General features: G+C 65.4%; 19 protein-coding genes. 9 read left to right on the top strand and 10 right to left on the bottom strand.

From position 1 onward, the window contains the following. Window positions 1–17 precede the first annotated feature (17 nt). Both corA and AC07XB_RS18840 read right to left on the bottom strand, forming a co-directional pair. Window positions 18–980, bottom strand: a complete 963-nt coding sequence (corA, locus tag AC07XB_RS18835; RefSeq protein ID WP_043349592.1) for a magnesium/cobalt transporter CorA — start codon at window positions 978–980, stop codon at window positions 18–20. A gap of 500 nt (window positions 981–1,480) precedes the next feature. Further along, complete coding sequence (locus AC07XB_RS18840) at window positions 1,481–1,609, bottom strand: hypothetical protein (protein ID WP_492829131.1); 129 nt, start codon at window positions 1,607–1,609, stop codon at window positions 1,481–1,483. A gap of 184 nt (window positions 1,610–1,793) precedes the next feature. On the opposite strand from AC07XB_RS18840, the gene pyrF reads away from it, so the two are divergent. Next, window positions 1,794–2,612: an orotidine-5'-phosphate decarboxylase gene (pyrF, locus tag AC07XB_RS18845; protein WP_492372932.1), complete on the top strand. Its 819-nt coding sequence runs from the start codon at window positions 1,794–1,796 to the stop codon at window positions 2,610–2,612. A gap of 48 nt (window positions 2,613–2,660) precedes the next feature. On the opposite strand, the gene AC07XB_RS18850 is transcribed toward pyrF, so the two are convergent. The 3 genes from AC07XB_RS18850 to thiL all read right to left on the bottom strand — a co-directional run bounded on the left by AC07XB_RS18850 (window position 2,661) and on the right by thiL (window position 4,848). After that, the gene (locus tag AC07XB_RS18850) at window positions 2,661–3,158 is read right to left on the bottom strand and encodes a CinA family protein (RefSeq protein WP_416049684.1); all 498 of its coding nucleotides are present in this window, start codon (window positions 3,156–3,158) and stop codon (window positions 2,661–2,663) included. A gap of 37 nt (window positions 3,159–3,195) precedes the next feature. After that, a complete protein-coding gene (locus tag AC07XB_RS18855; protein ID WP_492372933.1) occupies window positions 3,196–3,762 on the bottom strand; it encodes a phosphatidylglycerophosphatase A family protein in 567 nt (188 codons plus the stop codon). A 105-nt stretch (window positions 3,763–3,867) separates the two neighbouring features. Next, on the bottom strand, window positions 3,868–4,848 hold the full coding sequence (gene thiL, locus AC07XB_RS18860; protein ID WP_492829133.1) for a thiamine-phosphate kinase: 981 nt from the start codon (window positions 4,846–4,848) through the stop codon (window positions 3,868–3,870). Between the two features lie 274 nt (window positions 4,849–5,122). Here thiL and AC07XB_RS18865 point away from each other — a divergent pair, with 274 nt between their 5' ends. From AC07XB_RS18865 to AC07XB_RS18875, 3 genes are all read left to right on the top strand, one after another. Then, window positions 5,123–7,447, top strand: coding sequence for an NADP-dependent malic enzyme (locus AC07XB_RS18865; RefSeq protein ID WP_492372934.1), 2,325 nt, complete (start codon window positions 5,123–5,125; stop codon window positions 7,445–7,447). A gap of 407 nt (window positions 7,448–7,854) precedes the next feature. Next, window positions 7,855–8,211 carry a guanyl-specific ribonuclease gene (locus AC07XB_RS18870; RefSeq protein WP_318230911.1) on the top strand — a complete coding sequence of 119 codons (357 nt, stop codon included), beginning with the start codon at window positions 7,855–7,857 and terminating at the stop codon, window positions 8,209–8,211. Beyond that, window positions 8,208–8,807, top strand: a complete 600-nt coding sequence (locus AC07XB_RS18875) for a barstar family protein (RefSeq protein WP_174422986.1) — start codon at window positions 8,208–8,210, stop codon at window positions 8,805–8,807. The genes AC07XB_RS18870 and AC07XB_RS18875 overlap by 4 nt, the downstream gene beginning before the upstream one ends. Before the next feature lie 84 nt (window positions 8,808–8,891). Here AC07XB_RS18875 and AC07XB_RS18880 read toward each other — a convergent pair whose 3' ends face one another. The 4 genes from AC07XB_RS18880 to AC07XB_RS18895 all read right to left on the bottom strand — a co-directional run bounded on the left by AC07XB_RS18880 (window position 8,892) and on the right by AC07XB_RS18895 (window position 11,639). Continuing rightward, a complete protein-coding gene (locus tag AC07XB_RS18880) occupies window positions 8,892–9,479 on the bottom strand; it encodes a YidB family protein (protein WP_492829135.1) in 588 nt (195 codons plus the stop codon). A 52-nt stretch (window positions 9,480–9,531) separates the two neighbouring features. Further along, the gene (locus AC07XB_RS18885; RefSeq protein ID WP_492372937.1) at window positions 9,532–10,290 is read right to left on the bottom strand and encodes a 16S rRNA (uracil(1498)-N(3))-methyltransferase; all 759 of its coding nucleotides are present in this window, start codon (window positions 10,288–10,290) and stop codon (window positions 9,532–9,534) included. Then, complete coding sequence (locus tag AC07XB_RS18890) at window positions 10,290–10,730, bottom strand: VOC family protein (RefSeq protein ID WP_174422983.1); 441 nt, start codon at window positions 10,728–10,730, stop codon at window positions 10,290–10,292. Before AC07XB_RS18890 ends, AC07XB_RS18885 begins: the two co-directional genes overlap by 1 nt. A 72-nt stretch (window positions 10,731–10,802) precedes the next feature. After that, window positions 10,803–11,639, bottom strand: a complete 837-nt coding sequence (locus tag AC07XB_RS18895) for a spermine/spermidine synthase domain-containing protein (RefSeq protein WP_416049677.1) — start codon at window positions 11,637–11,639, stop codon at window positions 10,803–10,805. A 130-nt stretch (window positions 11,640–11,769) separates the two neighbouring features. Between AC07XB_RS18895 and tkt the strand changes: the two genes are divergently transcribed. The 3 genes from tkt to AC07XB_RS18910 all read left to right on the top strand — a co-directional run bounded on the left by tkt (window position 11,770) and on the right by AC07XB_RS18910 (window position 16,175). After that, entirely contained in the window at window positions 11,770–13,806 is a 2,037-nt protein-coding gene (gene tkt, locus AC07XB_RS18900; RefSeq protein WP_492372938.1) for a transketolase, read from the top strand. A gap of 97 nt (window positions 13,807–13,903) precedes the next feature. After that, the gene (gene gap, locus AC07XB_RS18905) at window positions 13,904–14,902 is read left to right on the top strand and encodes a type I glyceraldehyde-3-phosphate dehydrogenase (protein WP_043349563.1); all 999 of its coding nucleotides are present in this window, start codon (window positions 13,904–13,906) and stop codon (window positions 14,900–14,902) included. Between the two features lie 283 nt (window positions 14,903–15,185). After that, a complete protein-coding gene (locus AC07XB_RS18910; protein WP_492829138.1) occupies window positions 15,186–16,175 on the top strand; it encodes a LysR family transcriptional regulator in 990 nt (329 codons plus the stop codon). Between the two features lie 71 nt (window positions 16,176–16,246). Here the strand turns inward: AC07XB_RS18910 and fur are convergent, their stop codons facing one another. After that, window positions 16,247–16,678 carry a ferric iron uptake transcriptional regulator gene (gene fur / locus AC07XB_RS18915; RefSeq protein WP_043349559.1) on the bottom strand — a complete coding sequence of 144 codons (432 nt, stop codon included), beginning with the start codon at window positions 16,676–16,678 and terminating at the stop codon, window positions 16,247–16,249. 199 nt (window positions 16,679–16,877) lie between these two features. On the opposite strand from fur, the gene AC07XB_RS18920 reads away from it, so the two are divergent. Next, the gene (locus AC07XB_RS18920; RefSeq protein ID WP_492372939.1) at window positions 16,878–17,483 is read left to right on the top strand and encodes an outer membrane protein assembly factor BamE; all 606 of its coding nucleotides are present in this window, start codon (window positions 16,878–16,880) and stop codon (window positions 17,481–17,483) included. A 63-nt stretch (window positions 17,484–17,546) separates the two neighbouring features. After that, entirely contained in the window at window positions 17,547–18,344 is a 798-nt protein-coding gene (gene dapB / locus AC07XB_RS18925) for a 4-hydroxy-tetrahydrodipicolinate reductase (RefSeq protein ID WP_492372940.1), read from the top strand. Window positions 18,345–18,454 lie beyond the last annotated feature (110 nt).

An 18,454-nucleotide genomic window follows, 5' to 3' on the forward strand; every position in this document is an offset into this window, starting at 1 on the left:
CGCCGATCAGGTACCGTTCAGCTTAGCCAGCCCTTGCGCTTGAAGTACACCAGCGGGATCGCCGCCGACACGGCCATCAGCCCGATGGCCCAAGGATAACCCGCGGCCCAGTCCAGCTCCGGCATGAACTTGAAGTTCATGCCGTAGATGCTGGCGATCAGCGTGGGCGGCATCAGCGCCACCGAGACCACCGAGAACAGCTTGATGATCTTGTTCTGGTTGATGTTGATGAAACCGACCGTGGCGTCCATCAGGAAGTTGATCTTGTCGAACAGGAACGCGGTGTGGTTCTCGATGGAGTCGATATCGCGCAGGATCTGGCGGGCTTCGTCCTGCTGCTCGGCCGACAGCAGCTGGCTGCGCATCAGGAAGGAGACCGCGCGGCGCGTGTCCATCACGTTGCGGCGGATGCGGCCGTTCAAGTCTTCTTCGCGGGCGATGGTTTCCAGCACGTCGGCCGCCGCGGCATCGGTCACGTTCTCCGCCAGCACGCGCTTGCTGGCTTCCTCCAGCCGCTCGTAGACTTCCTCGATGGAGTCCGCCGAATATTCCGCATCGGTGGCGTACAGGTCCATCAGCACGTCCTTGGCGTTGCGCACCGAGCCCGGGCGCATGCGGGCGCGCAACCGCACCAGCCGGAACACCGGCAGGTCCTCGTCGTGAATGGAGAACAGCACGTCGCGCGTGAGCACGAACGCCACGCGCACGTTGCGCGAGATGTCTTCCTCGTCGAGCAGGAAGTCGGTGCGGATATGGATGTTCTCGTCCTCGCCCTCGAAGTAGCGGGCCGAGGCTTCCAGGTCACCCAGGTCTTCCAGCTCGGGCAAGGCTACGCCGTAGGCTTCCTTGATCCAGGCGAGTTCCTCGTCATCGGGGCTGATGACATCGATCCAGATTGGCTTGTGCTGCAGAAGTTCATTGCGATCGTCGACCTGCTCCTGTGCGAGCCGGCCTTTCTGCAGGACGAACAGGTTGATCATCCCAGGGCTTCCTTGTTGCGTTTGGCGAAGAAACGCGCAGGCTTGGCTCGCCGGCCATGGGGCGAGCCCATGCTTCGCGCGAAAACGGCGAAGCACAGGGCCGCTGGCAAGCGTGATCGCGCTGTGCGCTCGAAGGGCGCGCAAGGCGATGGCGTTTGCCGTTCATGGCTGGCATGCCGGGGGAGGGATTAGTCCGGGACGAAGCGGCGCGCGGCGGCGGCCGTCAGGGACACGGAAGAACACTCACCCGCAGTATGTGCTGCGGGCGAGTCCGACGAGGCGGTGGAGCGGGATAAAGCCGGCTCCGGCGGTCGTCGTTACGCAGCCCGCAGTGACATGGCATTCGGTGTGATCGCAATCTGGCTGCGGCAACACGAACACCCGATGCTACTGCCCACGTAGTTTCTCCGGGATTATGATGGCCGCGAGTGTAGCCCAACGAGGGGGGGATTGTTAAGTGAAATGTGGGTGAATGGGAGGCGCCGGCGCGCAGTGCGTTGTTATGCCGCCCGCGCGCTTTGGCGCCAGCGCCGCAATAGGGGCACGAGCAGCAGGAAGGGCAGCGTGGCCACCAGCATCCGGAAGCTCAGCACGCCGATCGGCATCTCGATCTGGCTGCATTTCATCATTTGCGTGCGCAGGCCCCGGCCGGCCGCTGTGTGCGACGCCGCTCTTTGTATCGAGGAAGAACGGCAGAAGAGAGCACGCAGCGGGTAAAATCGCAGGAACGACTGTTGCCGCGGGGGAGCGCCGACCCGGCTTGACAAGCCCGGCGCGCAGCCGACGCGGCCGACCCAGATTAGCGAGCATCCCATGACCTTCACCGAGCAGCTGGCTGCAGCCTGGCAGCGCAACGATTCCCTCCTCTGCGTCGGGCTAGACCCCGACCCGGGCAAGCTGCCCCTGTCCATGACGGGCACGGGCGGTGCGATCTTCTCTTTTTGCCGCGAGATCGTCGACGCCACCGCCGATCTGGTCTGCGCCTTCAAGCCGCAGATCGCCTATTTCGCGGCGCAGCGCGCCGAAGACCAGCTCGAGCAGTTGATCGCCTATATCCATGACGCTCACCCCGGGATTCCCGTGATCCTGGACGCCAAGCGCGGCGACATCGGCTCGACCGCGCAGCAGTACGCCATCGAAGCCTTCGAGCGTTACCGGGCGGACGCTGTCACGGTCAATCCCTATATGGGCCTGGATTCGCTGGAGCCGTACCTGGCCTATGCGGATCGCGGCGTGATCGTGCTGTGCCGCACCTCCAATCCGGGCGGCTCCGACGTGCAATTCCTGCCGGTGGATGGCAAGCCGGTGTACCAGGTGGTGGCCGAGGCGGCCGCCACGCGCTGGAATACCAATGGACAGATGGCGCTGGTGGTGGGGGCGACCTTCCCCGCGGAGATTGCAAAGGTGCGCGAGATCGTGGGCGACATGCCGCTGCTGATCCCCGGCATCGGCGCCCAGGGCGGAGATATCGAGGCCACCGTCCGCGCGGGGCGCACCGGCGCTGGCGCCGGCATGATGATCAATTCGTCGCGCGCCATCCTCTACGCCAGCCGCGAGAAGGATTTCGCGGCGGCCGCGCGCAACGTCGCGTTGCAGACGCGCGAAACCATCAATCGCTTCCGCCAGGGCTGAACGGCCGCATTGCCGGCGGATTGCTGGCCGCCGCGCGTGCCTGAGCCCTCAGGCCTCGTTGCGGACCAGCTCGAGCAGGCCGCGAATCGCGTATTCCGCAGCCTGGCGGCGGATTTGCTGCCGGTCGCCGCGATAGCGCTGCGTTTCCACCTTGGTGGTGATGCGGTTGCTCCAGCCGAAGCACACCATGCCCACGGGCTTTTCCGGCGTACCGCCGGTTGGCCCGGCCACGCCGGTGATCGACAGCGCCACCTGGGCGCGGCTGTTGAGCAGGGCCCCTTCGGCCATGGCGCGCGCCACTTCCTCGCTGACCGCGCCATGATCGCGAATCAGCTTGGCTGGCACGCCCAGCATGGTCGACTTGGCCTCGTTCGAGTACGTGACGAAGCCCCGCTCGAACCACCCTGACGAACCCGATACATCGGTAATGGCGGCGGCCACCAGGCCGCCCGTGCAGGATTCCGCGGTGGCGAGCAACAGCGACTTCTCGTTCAGGGAGATTCCGACCTGGACGGCGAGTTGGTCGAGCAAGCGGCTGACGGGCATGATGGCGGATTCAGTAGATAGGTTGGGGGGGCGCCGATCACAGCGAACGCCACAGGGCGAACACCAGCAGCGTGTAGAAGGCGGCCATGATGTCGTCGAACATCACGCCGAAGCCGCCGCGCAGGCCGGGTCCCTTGAGCGTACGGTCGAGATGCCCGATGGGCGCTGGCTTGACGATATCGAACAGGCGGAACCACAGGAACGCCGCAAGCTGGCCCCAGAAACCGGTCGGCATGACGAAGGCCATGACCAGCCAGAACGCCACGATCTCGTCCCAGACCATGCTGCCGTGGTCAAACACGCCCATGTCGCGCGCGGTGCGCGCGCAGGCCCAGAGCCCCAGCACGAAGCCGCCGACGATCAGCCACAGCCAGGTTTCCGGCTGCACCCACATCGAGATCACCAGGTAGGACAGCCATGCGTACAGCGTGCCGACCGTGCCAGGCCCGACTGGCGATAGTCCCGAGCCGAAGCCCAGCGCGATCAGGTGAGCAGGGTGCGAGAGCATGAAACGCGCCGTAGGGCGCGTGACCTTGGCGGCCTGGCCAGCTTCCAGGGTCAGGGCGGGATCGTGCGCGGTAGGCCCGGGCGGGTAGGCGGACATCAGGGATTGGCTCGTCTGGTTCGGATGGGATTGTGCCGGACGGCGTGTCCGGGCAGGGTCTGGCGCCCCGCATGGCTGCATGATGACACGGCGCACGCAAGCTTGTCAGGGGGAAGCGAAGTGGTCGAAGCTGGTGCCGTTGTAAGCGCTCGGATTACCGTCGCGGTCAACCAGGCGCAGGCCAGCCTCGGACGTGATCGCGCCGACGCGCGTCAGGGCCAGGCCGAGCCGCGCGCCGATGGCGGCAATGTGGTCGCGCTCACCCACGGGCGCGGTAAAGCAGAGTTCGTAATCGTCTCCGCCGGCCAGGGTGCATTCCAGCTGGCGCGCCTCCGGCTGGCTGGCCAGCACCGTCGAGCGGGGCAGGGCGTCCACGTCGAGCAGGGCGCCGACCTGGGAGCGCTCCAGGATATGGCCGAGGTCGCCGACCAGGCCGTCGGAAATATCGAGTGCCGCATGCGCCACACCGCGAAGTGCCATGCCCAGCGCGATGCGCGGCGTTGGCGTGTCCATGCGCGGGCGCACCTGGCTGAAGTCCGGTTCGGGCAGCAGCCATTCGCCACGGAAGTCGCCCAGCGCCAGGCGGGCATCGCCAAGCGTGCCGGAGACCCAGATATCGTCGCCGGGGCGTGCGGCATCGCGTCGCAGTGCCTTATGCACAGGTACGTCGCCGAACACTGTCAGGCTCAGCGTCAGCGGGCCGCGCGTGGTGTCGCCGCCGATCAGCTCGCAGCCGTGGGCGTCTGCCAGTTCCAGCATGCCGGCGGCCAGTTCGGACAGCCATGCGGCTTGCGCATCGGGCAGCGCCAGCGCTAGTGTGAAGGCGCGGGGCTCGGCACCCATGGCCGCCAGGTCGGACAGGTTGACCGCCAGCGCCTTGTGCCCAAGTGAGCGCGGCGCCACGTCCGGAAAGAAGTGCCGCCCGCTGACCAGCATGTCGGTGCTGATGGCAAGGTGGTGTCCGGGGCGCCCTTCAATCAGCGCGCAATCGTCGCCCACGCCCAGTACCGCCTTTTGCGCGGGCCGGGTAAAGAAGCGGCGGATCAGGTCGAACTCGGAGAGCTGGGCGCTGGAGGAATCGGGCATGAAGGGAGTCGGGGCGGCGGAGATTCTGCGAAGGGCCAGGGAAACCTCGCCGGGTCGCGGCCGCTGCGGGTTTCGCCCTGCTGTTCAGCGCTGGCGGCATGCGGCATATTGTACCGAAACGCAAAGGTGCCTCGCGCAAAACGCTTATTGTGAAATAATATTTCACAATATAAAATGCCAGGTTCCAAAGGAAGAGACTGCGGGTACGTGGAGCCGACCCGCCATTTCGTGTCCCATACGTGATTAACGGCTCCACCGACCGGAAGATGCGCCGATGACCAGTCCCCAGCAGCCCACGCCCCAAGACGACCTGAAGCAGCAGCAGCGTGAGGCGCTGCGCAAAGCTGCCCTGGAATATCACGAGTTTCCGACCCCGGGCAAGATCTCTGTTACGCCGACCAAGCCGCTGTCCAACCAGCGTGACCTGGCCCTGGCGTACTCGCCGGGCGTGGCCTACGCGTGCGAGGAAATCGTCGCCGATCCGCTCAATGCATTCCGCTACACCGCGCGCGGCAACCTGGTCGGCGTGATCACCAACGGCACCGCGGTGCTGGGCCTGGGTGATATCGGCCCGGCGGCTTCCAAGCCGGTGATGGAAGGCAAGGCAGGCCTGTTCAAGAAGTTCGCCGGCATCGACGTGTTCGACATCGAACTCGACGAGAAGGACCCCGAGAAGCTGGTGCAGATCATCGCCGCGCTCGAGCCCACCTTCGGCGGCATCAACCTGGAAGACATCAAGGCACCCGAGTGCTTCTACGTTGAGCGCAAGCTGCGCGAGCGCATGAAGATTCCCGTCTTCCACGATGACCAGCATGGCACCGCCATCGTGGTCGGCGCGGCTGTGGTCAATGGCTTGACCGTGGTCGGCAAAGATATCAGCAAGGTCAAGCTGGTGGCTTCCGGCGCGGGCGCTGCGGCGCTGGCTTGCCTGGACCTGCTGCTCGACCTCGGCATGAAGATCGAGAACATCTGGGTGACCGACCTGGCGGGCGTGGTCTATGAAGGCCGCGCTGAGCTGATGGACCCGGAAAAGGCCCGCTTTGCGCAAAAGACCGACAAGCGCAAGCTGGCAGAAGTGATCGATGGCGCCGATATTTTCCTGGGCCTGTCCGCTGCCGGCGTGCTCAAGCAGGACATGGTCCAGCGCATGGCCGACAAGCCGCTGGTGCTGGCCCTGGCCAACCCCAACCCGGAAATCCTGCCGGAGCTGGTCAAGGAAGTCCGTCCGGACGCGGTGATCGCCACCGGCCGTACCGATTACCCGAACCAGGTCAACAACGTCCTGTGCTTCCCCTTCATCTTCCGCGGCGCGCTGGACTGCGGCGCCACCACCATCACGCGTGAGATGGAAGTCGCCGCGGCGCATGCGATTGCGGAACTGGCCCGCCAGGAGCAGAGCGACATCGTCGCCACCGCCTATGGCATCCAGGACCTGTCCTTCGGCCCCGAGTACCTGATTCCCAAGCCGTTCGATCCGCGCCTGATCGTCAAGATCGCGCCGGCGGTGGCCGAGGCCGCCATGAAGTCCGGCGTGGCCGCGCGCCCCATCAAGGACATGGACGCGTACCGCCTGCAGCTGCAGCAGTTCGTGTACCACTCCGGCACCCTGATGAAGCCGATCTACGCGGCTGCCCGCCAGGTCGACATGGAGAAGAAGCGCATCGTCTTCGCCGAGGGCGAGGAAGAGCGTGTGCTGCGCGCGGTGCAGGTGATCGTCGACGAAAAGCTGGCCAACCCGATCCTGGTCGGCCGCCCGGCCGTCATCGCCCACCGCATCGAGCGCTTTGGCCTGCGCCTGCGCGGCGGCATCGACTTCACCGTGGTCAACCCGGAACACGATGCACGTTTCCGCGACTACTCCGAGGCGTACTTCAAGATGATGGCCCGCCAGGGCATCACCCAGCAGTACGCCAAGCTGGAAATGCGCCGCCGCACCACGCTGATCGGCGCGATGCTGGTCAAGCAGGGCGAGGCCGATGGCATGATCTGCGGCACGGTCAGCACGACTGCCGCGCACCTGCGCTACATCGACCAGATCCTGGGTGGCACCAACGAGGTGTATGCGGCGATGAACGGGCTGGTCCTGCCGGGCCGGCAGATCTTCCTGGTCGACACCCACGTCAACATCGACCCGACCGCTGGCCAGCTGGCCGAGATCACCCTGATGGCCGCCGAAGAGCTCAAGCGCTTCGGCATCGTCCCCAAGGTGGCGCTGGTGTCGCACTCCAACTTCGGCACATCCGAAGCGCCTTCGGCGCAGAAAATGCGCGAAACCCTGGCGATCCTGCGCGAGCGCGCCCCGGATCTCGAGGTGGATGGCGAGATGCATGGCGATTGCGCGCTGGACCCGAAGCTGCGTGACACGCTGGTGCCGGACGGCACCCTCAAGGGCGAGGCCAACCTGCTGGTGTGCCCGAATATCGACGCTGCCAACATCGCCTACAACCTGCTCAAGGTCGCGGCGGGCAACAATGTGGCGATCGGGCCGATCCTGCTTGGCGTCAAGGCGCCTGTCCACATCCTGACGCCTTCGGCCACGGTGCGGCGTATCGTCAATATGACGTCGCTGGTGGTGGTGGACGCGGCAGCCAAGCGCTAAACCCCTGTCAGTCTTGAAAAGCCGGGCTTGCCCGGCTTTTTTATTGTCTTTTTACTGCCGCCGGCACCCCGTCAGTGTGTGCACACATTTTCTTAACATGTTGAAACAATTGAGGTTTTCCACTCCGTCCGGGGGCGGGGATTGATTATTTATTAGCATGGGCGTAACCTTATGCCTTTGAAGTACGCGCTCGTTACACGCGCGACGACGCTGTCGATTTACGCGCAGGCCGTCCGGGGCGCAGGCAAAATGGGCAGTTTAGGTGGCGCGGCAACCGCGCAGCGGCGCCGGGATCGTTTGGTTGGTGTCCTCAAATCAAGACAAGCAACGTGGGTTCCCAGATTCCTTTGACGCAGCGCGCATCACAATGGATTTCAGTCGCCGGTCTGGCGCGAGTGGCAAGCCGGGTGCTGGCAGGCGTGGCGTTGTCGTGCGCGCTGGCGCAGCCGGTGCTGGCACGCCAGGCGGCCGATGACGGCACGGGAACCATCGCAGTACAACAGTTGCCCAACGAGGCACAGTCCACGTTGGAGCGGATCGAAGCGGGTGGCCCGTTTCCCTACGCCAAGGATGGCTCGAGGTTCGGCAACTACGAGCGCGCCCTGCCGCAAAGGTCGCGCAATTACTACCGCGAATACACGGTGAAGACAAATAGCCGAAATCGAGGAGCACGACGGATCGTATGTGGCGGTGATCAACGCGCCACCAACGACTGTTACTACACGGACGACCACTACAACAGTTTCAAACGGATAGCCAAATGATGACTGACATTTTCGGACTGGGCGACGCCCTTGCCGCCCGCGAAGAGCGCGGCGCCGGAGATGGCTGGCAGCGGGCCCAGACCCAGGCCCAGAATCTTTACGACAACGTGTTGACGATGCCCCGCAACGAGCTCTCGCAACAACCGCCGCTCGCACCCGTTCCCGCAGCCGGCACTGACGGCAGCCAAGAGGGAGCCATGACCCTGTTCAAGACGGTGCGTCCAAACATCGTCCAGTCGATCCGCGCGTTTCGCGTGCCCGAACTCGCGCAGGCCGCGGTGGAGCTGGGCCAGCATTTCCTGTATGCGAACTGCGCACACTGCCAGAGCAAGGCGGAAGTGCTGGAAACCATCGCCACCAACTTCCTCTTTCCCAAGCATTTCGGCAAGAATTTCGATGCGTTGGCCGATTGCCTGACCGACCTGATCTACAAGGCGGGCCCGCAGCCCGGCTTCGTGATCGTGCTCGAAGGCCTGCCGATTGCGCAGAAGTTCGACAAGGAAGGGCGCGAGGTTTTGCTCGATGTGTTCCGTGATGCGGCCGAGTTCTGGGCCGAGCGCAAGGTGCAGTTCCGCGTGTTCTACTCCTTCGCCTGAGCGCCAGCCGCCTGTAGCGAAGACAGCATGATAAAAAAAGGCCCGCTAGCAGCGGGCCTTTTGCTTTGCCGGCAGGGCGCGGGGTTACGCCGCCGGCGGTACCTGGCCTTGCGGCGTCAGCTTGTCGATCAGCTCCGGCAGCCCTTCGCTGAGATGGGCTGCGACATCGTCCTGGGACAGGCCCGTCTTTTCGGCCAGGCTCTCCAGCGCGCCGGTACCACCCAGTGCGCTGGCCAGCGCGGACGGCGAGACCGCCTGGTTGGCGCCGGTGCCGATCCACGAGTTGACCTGTTCGCCCAGGCCCGCCTGGGCCAGGACCTGCTGCAAGGCGCCGATGCCGCCGGCCGCCGCGCCCAGCGCGGGTGCGCCGCCGGCCTGGCCGCCCAGCAGCCCGCCGAGCAATCCGCCCAGATCGAGGCCGCCTGGTGCGCCACCGGCCGCGCCGCCGCCCATCAGGCCGCCGAGCAGTCCGCCAAGGCCGCCGAGGCCTCCCGCGCCTGCCGAGGCCGGATCCCGCTCGCCGCCGCTGCTGTCCCCGCCCTTATGGCGCATGGCCAGCATGGCCAGCAGCCCCAGCGCCATCATCATCTTGGGGTTCAGGCCGCCAGCGCCCGCGTCGCCGCTGCCGCGCTGCCCGAGCACTCCGCCCAGCACGCTATCGAGTAGTCCCATGATCGACTCCTTCCGGTGAGTGTGGCGCCGGGCCGGGATGGCCCGGGTGCCGTCAAAATCCGCCCAGTACCGCGTTGAGCGTGGCCAGGCAGGCAAGCCCGGCTGTTTCTGTACGCAAGATGCGCGGCCCGAGTGACACGCCCGTGAAACCGGCGCGCAGCGCCGCCGCCTCCTCGTCCGGCGCCAGCCCGCCTTCGGGCCCGATCAGCAGTGTCACGCCGCGGTCCAGCAACGCATTGCGCTGCTCGGTGGCAAACGATACCAGCGACTGCGAGGCCCGCGGCGATACCAGCAGCCGTGCCCCATCCTGGGCCGCGGCAGGCTTTGCCTGCAGGCCCAACCAGGATTCCACGTTAGCGACCGGTGCGACCTCCGGCAAGCGATTGCGCCCACATTGCTCGCATGCGGCCTCGACCAGCGCCTGCCAGTGCGCCTGGCGTTTCTGCGCCCGCTCTCCCGAGAGCCGGACCACGGAGCGGGCCGCCTGCAGCGGCTGGATGGCGGCAACGCCAAGCTCGACGGATTTCTCGATCAGCCAGTCCATCTTGTCGCCGCCCGCCAGCCCCTGCGCCAGCGTGACGCGGAACGGCGGCTCGGCCTCGAACGGATCGTGGCTGCCGATCCGCGCCAGCGCATGGCGCTTGCCGATTTCGACCAGGGTAGCCGCATGGCTGCCGCCGCGCCCGTCGAACAGGGTGATGTCGTCGCCTGGGTTGAGCCGCAGCACCTGGACATGGCGCACCACGGCTTCAGGCAACGGCATGTCGGTCTCGGCGGCCAACGTGGCATCAATGAAAAAGCGAGGCGGCATCAGGCGGATCCGTCCTCGTTCTTGCCGGCGGCTTTGTCCACCGGCTTGCCGAAGCCCCAGCGGTAGCCATCAGGATCCTCGACCATGCAGTAGCGGTCGCCCCAGAACTGGTCGGCGGGCGCCATCAGGCTGACCGCGCCGGCGGCGACGGCGCGCGCGTGCATGGCATCGACGTCGTCGCAGTAGACGTAGAACGTCTGCGGGCATTCGACGCCGAGCGAGCGGGGCGCGCGCGCGGTGCTGCCCCAGGCGCCTTCGGGCGCGAACATCACGACGAGCTCGCCCTGGTAGTGCATCTCGGCGTGGGTCGGCACACCGTTTTCGTCGACCACGTTCCCCGCGCTGAAACCGAAGGCGCGGTGATAGAAGTCGAGCGCGCTGCGCCCGTTGCCCACCGTCAGGTAGGGGGTGAGCCAGGGGGTGTTGGCCGGTCTTGTCATGATCGTCTCCTGGTTACGGGAAGCCGCGCGGGGCTTGCCTGGGCGGCAAGACTCGCGGTGCGAGCGAGCATCTTACGCGGGTGCGCAGGCGCTGTCGAAAAGCGCCTGCAGGTGCAGGGGCAGGGCGAACAAGGCCGGATGGAGCGCGGCGTGGTAGCAGCGCAGCTTGCGGTCGAGCTTCCAGGCGCGCAGCCGCTCATCGAGCTGCGCGGCATCGGCGCCGCGCACGTCGAGGGTGTCGCTGGCCAGCGCGATGGCCCATTGCGCGCCGTAGACGGGGATGAAGGTGGTGATGGGGTGGACTTGCGCAAAGCACTGCCGCAAGCGCGCGGCGAGCACGCGGACCGAATCGGGGCGGTGTTCCGGCGGGCCAAGGTGCAGGGACAGCGCGCCGCCGGGCGCCAGGCAGCGCCGGGCGGTTTGCAGGCCGTGGTTGGAAAAGAGCGCAGCCGCCGGGCTGCCGTCGTCGGCCTCGGTCAGATCGAATACGATCAGGTCGAACTGCCGCCCCGCACGGCCAAAGGCTTCCATCAAGCCCAGCGCGTCGCCAATGGCGAGGTGCACGCGTGGATCCTCGAAGGCGCCCTGGTGGATGCCGTCCAGCCAGGCCCGGGCCAGCGTCACGACATCGGGGTCGAGTTCGGCCACCACCACCTCGCGCATGAAGGGCAGGCGCAGCAATTCATGCGCCGAGCCGCCGTCGCCGCCACCCACCACCAGCGCGGAGCGTGCCGCGCCATGGGCCACGGCCATGGGGTGCACCATCAGCTCATGCTGGATGAAGGCGTCCGCTTCCGCGCTCATGATGCGGCCATCGAGGCGGAAGATCCGGCCAAAGCGGGGATGCTCGCCAATCTCGATTTGCTGGTACGGCGAGCGCATTGCCGCGAGCAGCCGAATCTGGCCCAAGGTGGTGCCAACGCCTGGGGAAAGCCATTCGGTCCATTGCAGATGCCCGCCAGGCGGGGCCGCCGGGTGGCCTAACTCCCCCCTTTGATCTGGTAAAATTGCGCTTTTCCCGCCGCCAGGTTCCCGCCGCATGTCTCACCTCGCTCATCCCGCCGCCAGTCCGCACGCTTCGCAGCCCGTCCAACTCATGGCCAACGCCATCCGCGTCCTGGCCATGGACGCCGTCCAGCAGGCTAATTCAGGCCACCCCGGCATGCCGATGGGCATGGCGGATATCGCGGTTGCGCTGTGGGGCCGTCATCTGAAGCATAACCCGAGCAACCCCAAGTGGGCTGACCGCGACCGCTTCGTGCTGTCCAACGGCCACGGCTCGATGCTGCTTTATGCGCTGCTGCACCTGACCGGCTACGACCTGCCCTTGGCCGAACTGAAGAACTTCCGCCAGATGCACAGCAAGACGGCAGGCCACCCGGAATACGGCATCACCCCGGGCGTGGAAACCACCACCGGCCCGCTGGGCCAAGGCCTGACTAATGCGGTCGGCATGGCGCTGGCTGAACGCCTGCTGGGCGAGGAATTCAACCGCCCGGGCTTCGACATCGTCAACCACCACACCTATGTGTTCCTGGGAGACGGCTGCCTGATGGAAGGCATCAGCCACGAGGCCTGCTCGCTGGCCGGCACGCTCAAGCTGAACAAGCTGGTCGCGCTCTGGGACGACAACGGCATCTCGATCGACGGCGACGTGGTGCACTGGTTCGCCGACGACACCCCGAAGCGTTTCGAAGCCTACGGCTGGAATGTGATCCGCGCGGTGGACGGCCATGACGCCGCCGCCGTGGATGCCGCCATCGCCGAAGCCAAGCACAGCGACCGTCCGACCCTGATCTGCTGCCGTACCCTGATCGGCAAGGGCGCGCCCAACAAGGAAGGCGGCCACGATGTGCATGGCGCGCCGCTTGGTGGCGCCGAAATCCTGGCCACGCGCGAGGCGCTGGGCTGGGCCCACGCCCCGTTCGAACTCCCGGCCGAAGTCTATACGGCATGGGATGCGAAGGCCCGCGGCGGTTCGCTGGAAAAGGCCTGGAACGCGCTGTTCGAGGCTTATGCGGAGCGCTTCCCGTACGAAGCCGGCGAATTCCAGCGCCGCATGCGCGGCGAGCTGCCCGGCGCGTTTGACGCTGCCGTGGACGCTTTCCTGGCCAAGTGCGAGGAAAAGGCGGAAACCATCGCTACCCGCAAGGCCAGCCAGAACACCATCGAGGCGCTCGCGCCGGTGCTGCCGGAATTCCTGGGTGGCTCGGCCGACCTGACCGGCTCCAACCTGACCAACTGGTCCGGCAGCAAGGCCGTGCGCGGCGATGCCTGGGGCAACCACATCAACTACGGCGTGCGCGAGTTCGGCATGAGCGCCATCATGAACGGCATCACGCTGCATGGTGGCTACATCCCCTACGGCGGCACCTTCCTGACCTTCTCCGACTACAGCCGCAATGCCCTGCGCATGGCGGCGCTGATGAAGATCCGCACGCTGTTCGTGTTCACCCACGACTCCATCGGCCTGGGCGAAGACGGCCCGACCCACCAGTCGATCGAACACGTCGCCAGCCTGCGCCTGATCCCCAATATGGATGTGTGGCGTACCGCCGACACGACCGAAACCGCGGTGGCCTGGGCCCAGGCCGTGCGCCGCGAGAACGGCCCGAGCTGCCTGATTTTCAGCCGCCAGAACCTGCCGTTCCAGACGCGTGACGACACCACCCGCGCCAATATCGCGCGGGGCGGCTACGTGCTGCGCGCTGGCAACAATCCCAAGACCGGCCGTCCGGATGCCGTGATCATCGCCACCGGCTCGGAAGTCGGCCTGGCCGTGGGTGCCGCAGAGCAACTGGCTGCTGACGGCGTGCACGTGCGCGTGGTCTCGGTGCCGGCAACCACGGTATTCGACAAGCAGGACGCCGCCTACAAGGCATCGGTGCTGCCGGCCGGCGTGCCGCGCGTGGCGGTCGAGGCAGGCGTGACGGACTTCTGGTGGAAGTACCAGGTCCAGGCCGTGGTGGGCATCGACACCTTCGGCGAATCGGCTCCCGCTGGCGTATTGTTCAAGCACTTCGGCTTCACGGTCGAGAACGTCGTGCGCACCGTGCGCGACACCCTCGGTCAGTAACAGGTATTCCCGGGCCCGCGCAGCGGTCGACTCGGCCGCGCGGGCCGGCAGACGCTTTCCCGCATCCATCGATCGTTAGCCTACTCAGGAGATAAACATGACCATCAAGATCGGCATCAACGGCTTCGGCCGCATCGGGCGCATGGTGTTCCGCGCCGCCGCCGCCAACTTCAAGGAAATCGAAGTCGTCGGCATCAACGACCTGCTCGAGCCCGACTACCTGGCTTACATGCTGAAGTACGACTCGGTGCACGGCCGCTTTGACGGCGAAGTGTCGGTCGACGGCAACACCCTGATCGTCAATGGCAAGAAAATCCGCCTGACCGCAGTCAAGGACCCGTCCGAACTGAAGTGGGGCGAGATCGGCGCCGACGTGGTGATCGAATCCACCGGCATCTTCCTGACCAAGGAAGGCGCGCAGAAGCACATCGACGCGGGCGCCAAGAAGGTGATCATGTCGGCACCGTCCAAGGATGACACCCCGATGTTCGTGTACGGCGTGAACCACGGCACGTACAAGGGCGAAGCGATCATCTCCAACGCCAGCTGCACCACCAACTGCCTGGCGCCGGTCGCCAAGGTGCTGAACGACAAGTGGGGCATCAAGCGCGGCCTGATGACCACCGTGCACGCCACCACCGCCACGCAAAAGACCGTCGACGGCCCGTCCAACAAGGACTGGCGCGGTGGCCGCGGCATCCTGGAAAACATCATCCCGTCGAGCACTGGCGCTGCCAAGGCCGTGGGCGTGGTGATTCCCGAGCTGAACAAGAAGCTGACCGGCATGTCGTTCCGCGTGCCGACCTCCGACGTGTCGGTGGTCGACCTGACCGTCGAGCTGGAAAAGGGTGCCACCTACGCCGAGATCTGCGCCGAAATGAAGGCACAGAGCCAGGGCGCGCTCAAGGGCGTGCTGGGCTACACCGAAGACAAGGTCGTCGCCACGGATTTCCGCGGCGATGCACGCACCTCGATCTTCGACGCCGAAGCCGGCATCGCGCTGGACTCGACCTTCGTCAAGATCGTGAGCTGGTACGACAACGAGTGGGGCTATTCCAACAAGGTGCTGGAAATGGCTCGCGTGGTCGCCAAGTAAGTTTGCCGGGATAGGTTGGTTTGCGCACGGAACAAGGCGGCATTCCCCGGGATGCCGCCTTGTCGTCTGCTTGCAACTCCAGCTATCGGGAGCCTAGGCGGGTCCTTTTGCCAGGATCCTGGCAAAAGGACGAAGGCCGGCACGGTGCAAGGGGCTGGCGCGGAATTCCTGTTCCGTTCCCCGCTTTGCTCTTACACTGTGAAAGTGCTGGAAACACCGATGTGCAGCCAATGCAAGTGACGATACGGTCATTCCCAATTCCCAATCCAACCTGGGTGAGATCATGGTGAATGTGGATACCAAGCTGCTCGTGATTTTTACCGAGCTGCTCAGCAAGCGAAACGCGACCTATGTCGCGGAAAAAATGCATATGACCGCACCTGCGGTTTCGCATTCGCTGGGCCGCCTTCGCGAGATTTTCGACGATCCCCTCTTCATCCGCGTGCCGCACGGCCTGACGCCGACACCGCGAGCCTTGGAACTCGGGCCGAAGATTCGCGACATGCTGGACCTGTGGTCCTCGATCAACGAGGGCGACGCCGATAATTTCGACCCCGCTACCGCCACCGGCACCCTCAACATCGGCTTTGCCGCCGAGCTGGGCGATACGGTCTTCAACCGCTTTATCCTGCGCATCAAGCAACTGGCGCCGGAGTTGCATATCAAGCTGGTCGAATCCCATTCCTGGGAGTCGGATGTGGCCGCCATGCGCGGCAACGAGCTGGACCTGGCGTTCTCGCCATTCCCGACCCGGCACCCCGAAATCGTGGAAGAGATGGTGACTTCGCTCAACCTCTGGGTTTGCGCGCGTAAAAACCATCCTGTGCTCAAGGGCACCTGCACGCTCGAGCAGTATCTCGACTGCGGCCACATCTTCATGGCGCATTCCGGCGGCAATGGCCGTCCGGCACCGTCGCTGATCCCGCTGGACTACGCGTTGCAGCAGCGCGGGCTAAAGCGCAATGCAACGCTGACGGTGCATTCCTGGCGCGCACAGTCGGAGCTGGCCGCGCAGACCGACATGATCTTCACGGTCAATGCGCTGACCAAGGACATGGCTTGCGAGACCTACGGCCTCAAGGCCTTCCCCTTGCCGGCAGAACTCAACACCACGCTGGGCCTGAACATGTTCTGGCACCGCAGCCGCAACACCCACCCGATGCTGGTGTGGGCACGCGGGCTGTTCCGCCAGGTCGTAGGCGAATTCGTCGGCGTGCCGGCGGCTGCGCGCGGCCTGCACATCGTTGCCGAGCAGGATCATACGGAATCGTGAAGCAGGCTTGAAATAAAAAAACCGGCGCTGGCGCCGGTTTTTTTATGTTCGCGGGGCAGGCCGCGGCTGGTTTAGCGCTTGGGCCGGTGGGGGCACTCGTGCTTGGTGCAGCTGCCATAGAGCGACAATGCGTGTTCTTGCAGCGCGAAGCCGCGCTCGGTTGCGATGCTTTGCTGGCGACGCTCGATCTCGGAGTCGTAGAATTCCTCCACGCGGCCGCAATCGATGCAGACCAGGTGGTCGTGATGCTTGCCTTCATTCAGCTCGAAAATGGCTTTGCCGGATTCGAAGTTGTTGCGCGACAGCAGTCCAGCCTGCTCGAACTGGGTCAGCACGCGATAGACGGTCGCAAGGCCGATATCCATTTGTTCGTTGAGCAGGATGCGGTAAACGTCTTCAGCGCTGAGGTGGCGCTGCTCGCTGGTCTGGAAGATCTCGAGGATCTTCAGACGCGGTACGGTCGCTTTAAGACCGATATTTTTGAGGTCCGCCGGACTCGGCATGGGCGTGACTCCCTAGAGTACAATGTCTGGATAGTTGAATCATAAGGGTTTTGGCGGCAAAAGTCGCCCCGGCGGTTGCCCGGGGCTCGGTCACCTGCCCTAGGCTGCGCTCGCGATGATCCATCGCCGCTGCCGCCTCATGGTAAGCGCCGTGAGGGCCTGAATCGGCACTTTTCTCTCCCTTCTAGAAGCGAGATACATGCGTTCATTTCGTTCGTCCGCCATGCGTCCGACGCTGGTTACTACTGTGCTGGCTGCAGCTACCCTGCTAACGGCTGCGTGCTCCACCTATGACAATACGTCGCGCAAGGTCGCCAACGCGATCACGCCGTACCGTATCAATATCGTGCAAGGCAACTTTGTCTCGCGTGAAGCTGCCGCGCAGTTGCGTGAAGGCATGACGCGCGAGCAGGTCAAGTTCCTGCTCGGCACGCCGCTGCTGGCCGATGTGTTCCACGGCAATCGCTGGGACTACGTGTTCTCGTTCCGCCGCGGCAATACGCCGGTGGTGCAGCAGCGCCGCTATACCGTGTTCTTCGATGGCGACAAGCTGGTCAAGTTCGGTGGCGACGAGCTGCCGTCCGAATACGAGCTGATTGCCGAAATCGACGGCATGAAGGCCATGCAGGCGGGCAAGGTACCGACGCCCAAGGCACCGGCCGAGACCGTTGCCGCGGCTTCGGAAGCGGCTGCCGCCCCGGCCGCAGCCACGGATGCCGCTCCCGCCGCAGCGCCTGCGCCGGCAGCGCCGGCTGCCGCAGCCTCATCCGCCGAGGCCGGTGGCCCCGCCAGCCCGACCAACTGAGCCTTCAGGCCCGAATGCCGGCCGCGTCACGCGGCCGGCTTGTATTTTGACTGCTGACACGCCATGAATATCGCCATCGCAGGTGCCTCCGGCCGCATGGGCCGTATGCTGATCGAACACGTACTCGCCACCGAAGGCGTCACCCTGTCGGGCGCGCTGGATGTGCCGGGCGCCCCGGCGCTGGGCCAGGATGCCGGGCTGCTGCTGGGCCGCACCACGGGCGTGGTGATCACCTCGGATATCGAGACTGCCCTCGCTGGCGCCGACTGCCTGATCGACTTCACCCGGCCCGAGGGCACGCTCGTGCACCTGGCAGCGGCCAAGCGCCTGGGCGTCAAGGTGGTCACCGGCACCACCGGGTTTGACGACGCCGGCCGTGCCGCCATCGCCGAGGCTGCCAAGCACATCGGCGTAGTGTTCTCCGCCAATATGAGCGTGGGCGTCAATGCCACGTTCAAGCTGCTGGAAGTTGCCGCCAAGCTGCTGTCTTCCGGCTACGACATCGAAGTCATCGAGGCGCACCACCGCCATAAGGTAGATGCCCCGTCGGGCACCGCGCTGGCGATGGGCGAGGTGGTGGCCAAGGCATTGGGCCGCGATCTGAAGACCTGCGGCGTGTTTGCCCGCGAAGGCCACACCGGCCCGCGCGACCCCAATTCCATCGGCTTTGCCACCGTGCGCGGCGGCGATATCGTGGGCGACCACACCGTGATGTTCGCCGGCACCGGCGAGCGCATCGAGATCACGCACAAGTCGTCCAGCCGTCAGTCGTATGCCGAGGGCGCGCTACGCGCGGCGCGCTTTCTCGCCGACAAGCCCACCGGGCTGTTCGACATGCAGGACGTGCTTGGCCTGAAGTAAGGCCCCCGGCACGCCCTGCGCCGCAAGTGCCGACGGTTATAATCGGCACTTTCGCCGTTCCAGCGCAGGCGGGCGCCGCAAGGCTTGCCCGCCGCTTATCTTTTCCACGC

It is taken from the genome of Cupriavidus sp. GW821-FHT02F09 (assembly GCF_059421605.1).

Bases quoted from the DNA above. Each gene is read 5' to 3' on its own strand.
- corA (WP_043349592.1), bottom strand. From the start codon at position 980: ATGATCAACCTGTTCGTCCTGCAGAAAGGCCGGCTCGCACAGGAGCAG.
- AC07XB_RS18840 (WP_492829131.1), bottom strand. From the start codon at position 1,609: ATGATGAAATGCAGCCAGATCGAGATGCCGATCGGCGTGCTGAGCTTC.
- pyrF (WP_492372932.1), top strand. From the start codon at position 1,794: ATGACCTTCACCGAGCAGCTGGCTGCAGCCTGGCAGCGCAACGATTCC.
- AC07XB_RS18850 (WP_416049684.1), bottom strand. From the start codon at position 3,158: ATGCCCGTCAGCCGCTTGCTCGACCAACTCGCCGTCCAGGTCGGAATC.
- AC07XB_RS18855 (WP_492372933.1), bottom strand. From the start codon at position 3,762: ATGTCCGCCTACCCGCCCGGGCCTACCGCGCACGATCCCGCCCTGACC.
- thiL (WP_492829133.1), bottom strand. From the start codon at position 4,848: ATGCCCGATTCCTCCAGCGCCCAGCTCTCCGAGTTCGACCTGATCCGC.
- AC07XB_RS18865 (WP_492372934.1), top strand. From the start codon at position 5,123: ATGACCAGTCCCCAGCAGCCCACGCCCCAAGACGACCTGAAGCAGCAG.
- AC07XB_RS18875 (WP_174422986.1), top strand. From the start codon at position 8,208: ATGATGACTGACATTTTCGGACTGGGCGACGCCCTTGCCGCCCGCGAA.
- AC07XB_RS18880 (WP_492829135.1), bottom strand. From the start codon at position 9,479: ATGGGACTACTCGATAGCGTGCTGGGCGGAGTGCTCGGGCAGCGCGGC.
- AC07XB_RS18885 (WP_492372937.1), bottom strand. From the start codon at position 10,290: ATGCCGCCTCGCTTTTTCATTGATGCCACGTTGGCCGCCGAGACCGAC.
- AC07XB_RS18890 (WP_174422983.1), bottom strand. From the start codon at position 10,730: ATGACAAGACCGGCCAACACCCCCTGGCTCACCCCCTACCTGACGGTG.
- tkt (WP_492372938.1), top strand. From the start codon at position 11,770: ATGTCTCACCTCGCTCATCCCGCCGCCAGTCCGCACGCTTCGCAGCCC.
- gap (WP_043349563.1), top strand. From the start codon at position 13,904: ATGACCATCAAGATCGGCATCAACGGCTTCGGCCGCATCGGGCGCATG.
- AC07XB_RS18910 (WP_492829138.1), top strand. From the start codon at position 15,186: ATGGTGAATGTGGATACCAAGCTGCTCGTGATTTTTACCGAGCTGCTC.
- fur (WP_043349559.1), bottom strand. From the start codon at position 16,678: ATGCCGAGTCCGGCGGACCTCAAAAATATCGGTCTTAAAGCGACCGTA.
- AC07XB_RS18920 (WP_492372939.1), top strand. From the start codon at position 16,878: ATGCGTTCATTTCGTTCGTCCGCCATGCGTCCGACGCTGGTTACTACT.
- dapB (WP_492372940.1), top strand. From the start codon at position 17,547: ATGAATATCGCCATCGCAGGTGCCTCCGGCCGCATGGGCCGTATGCTG.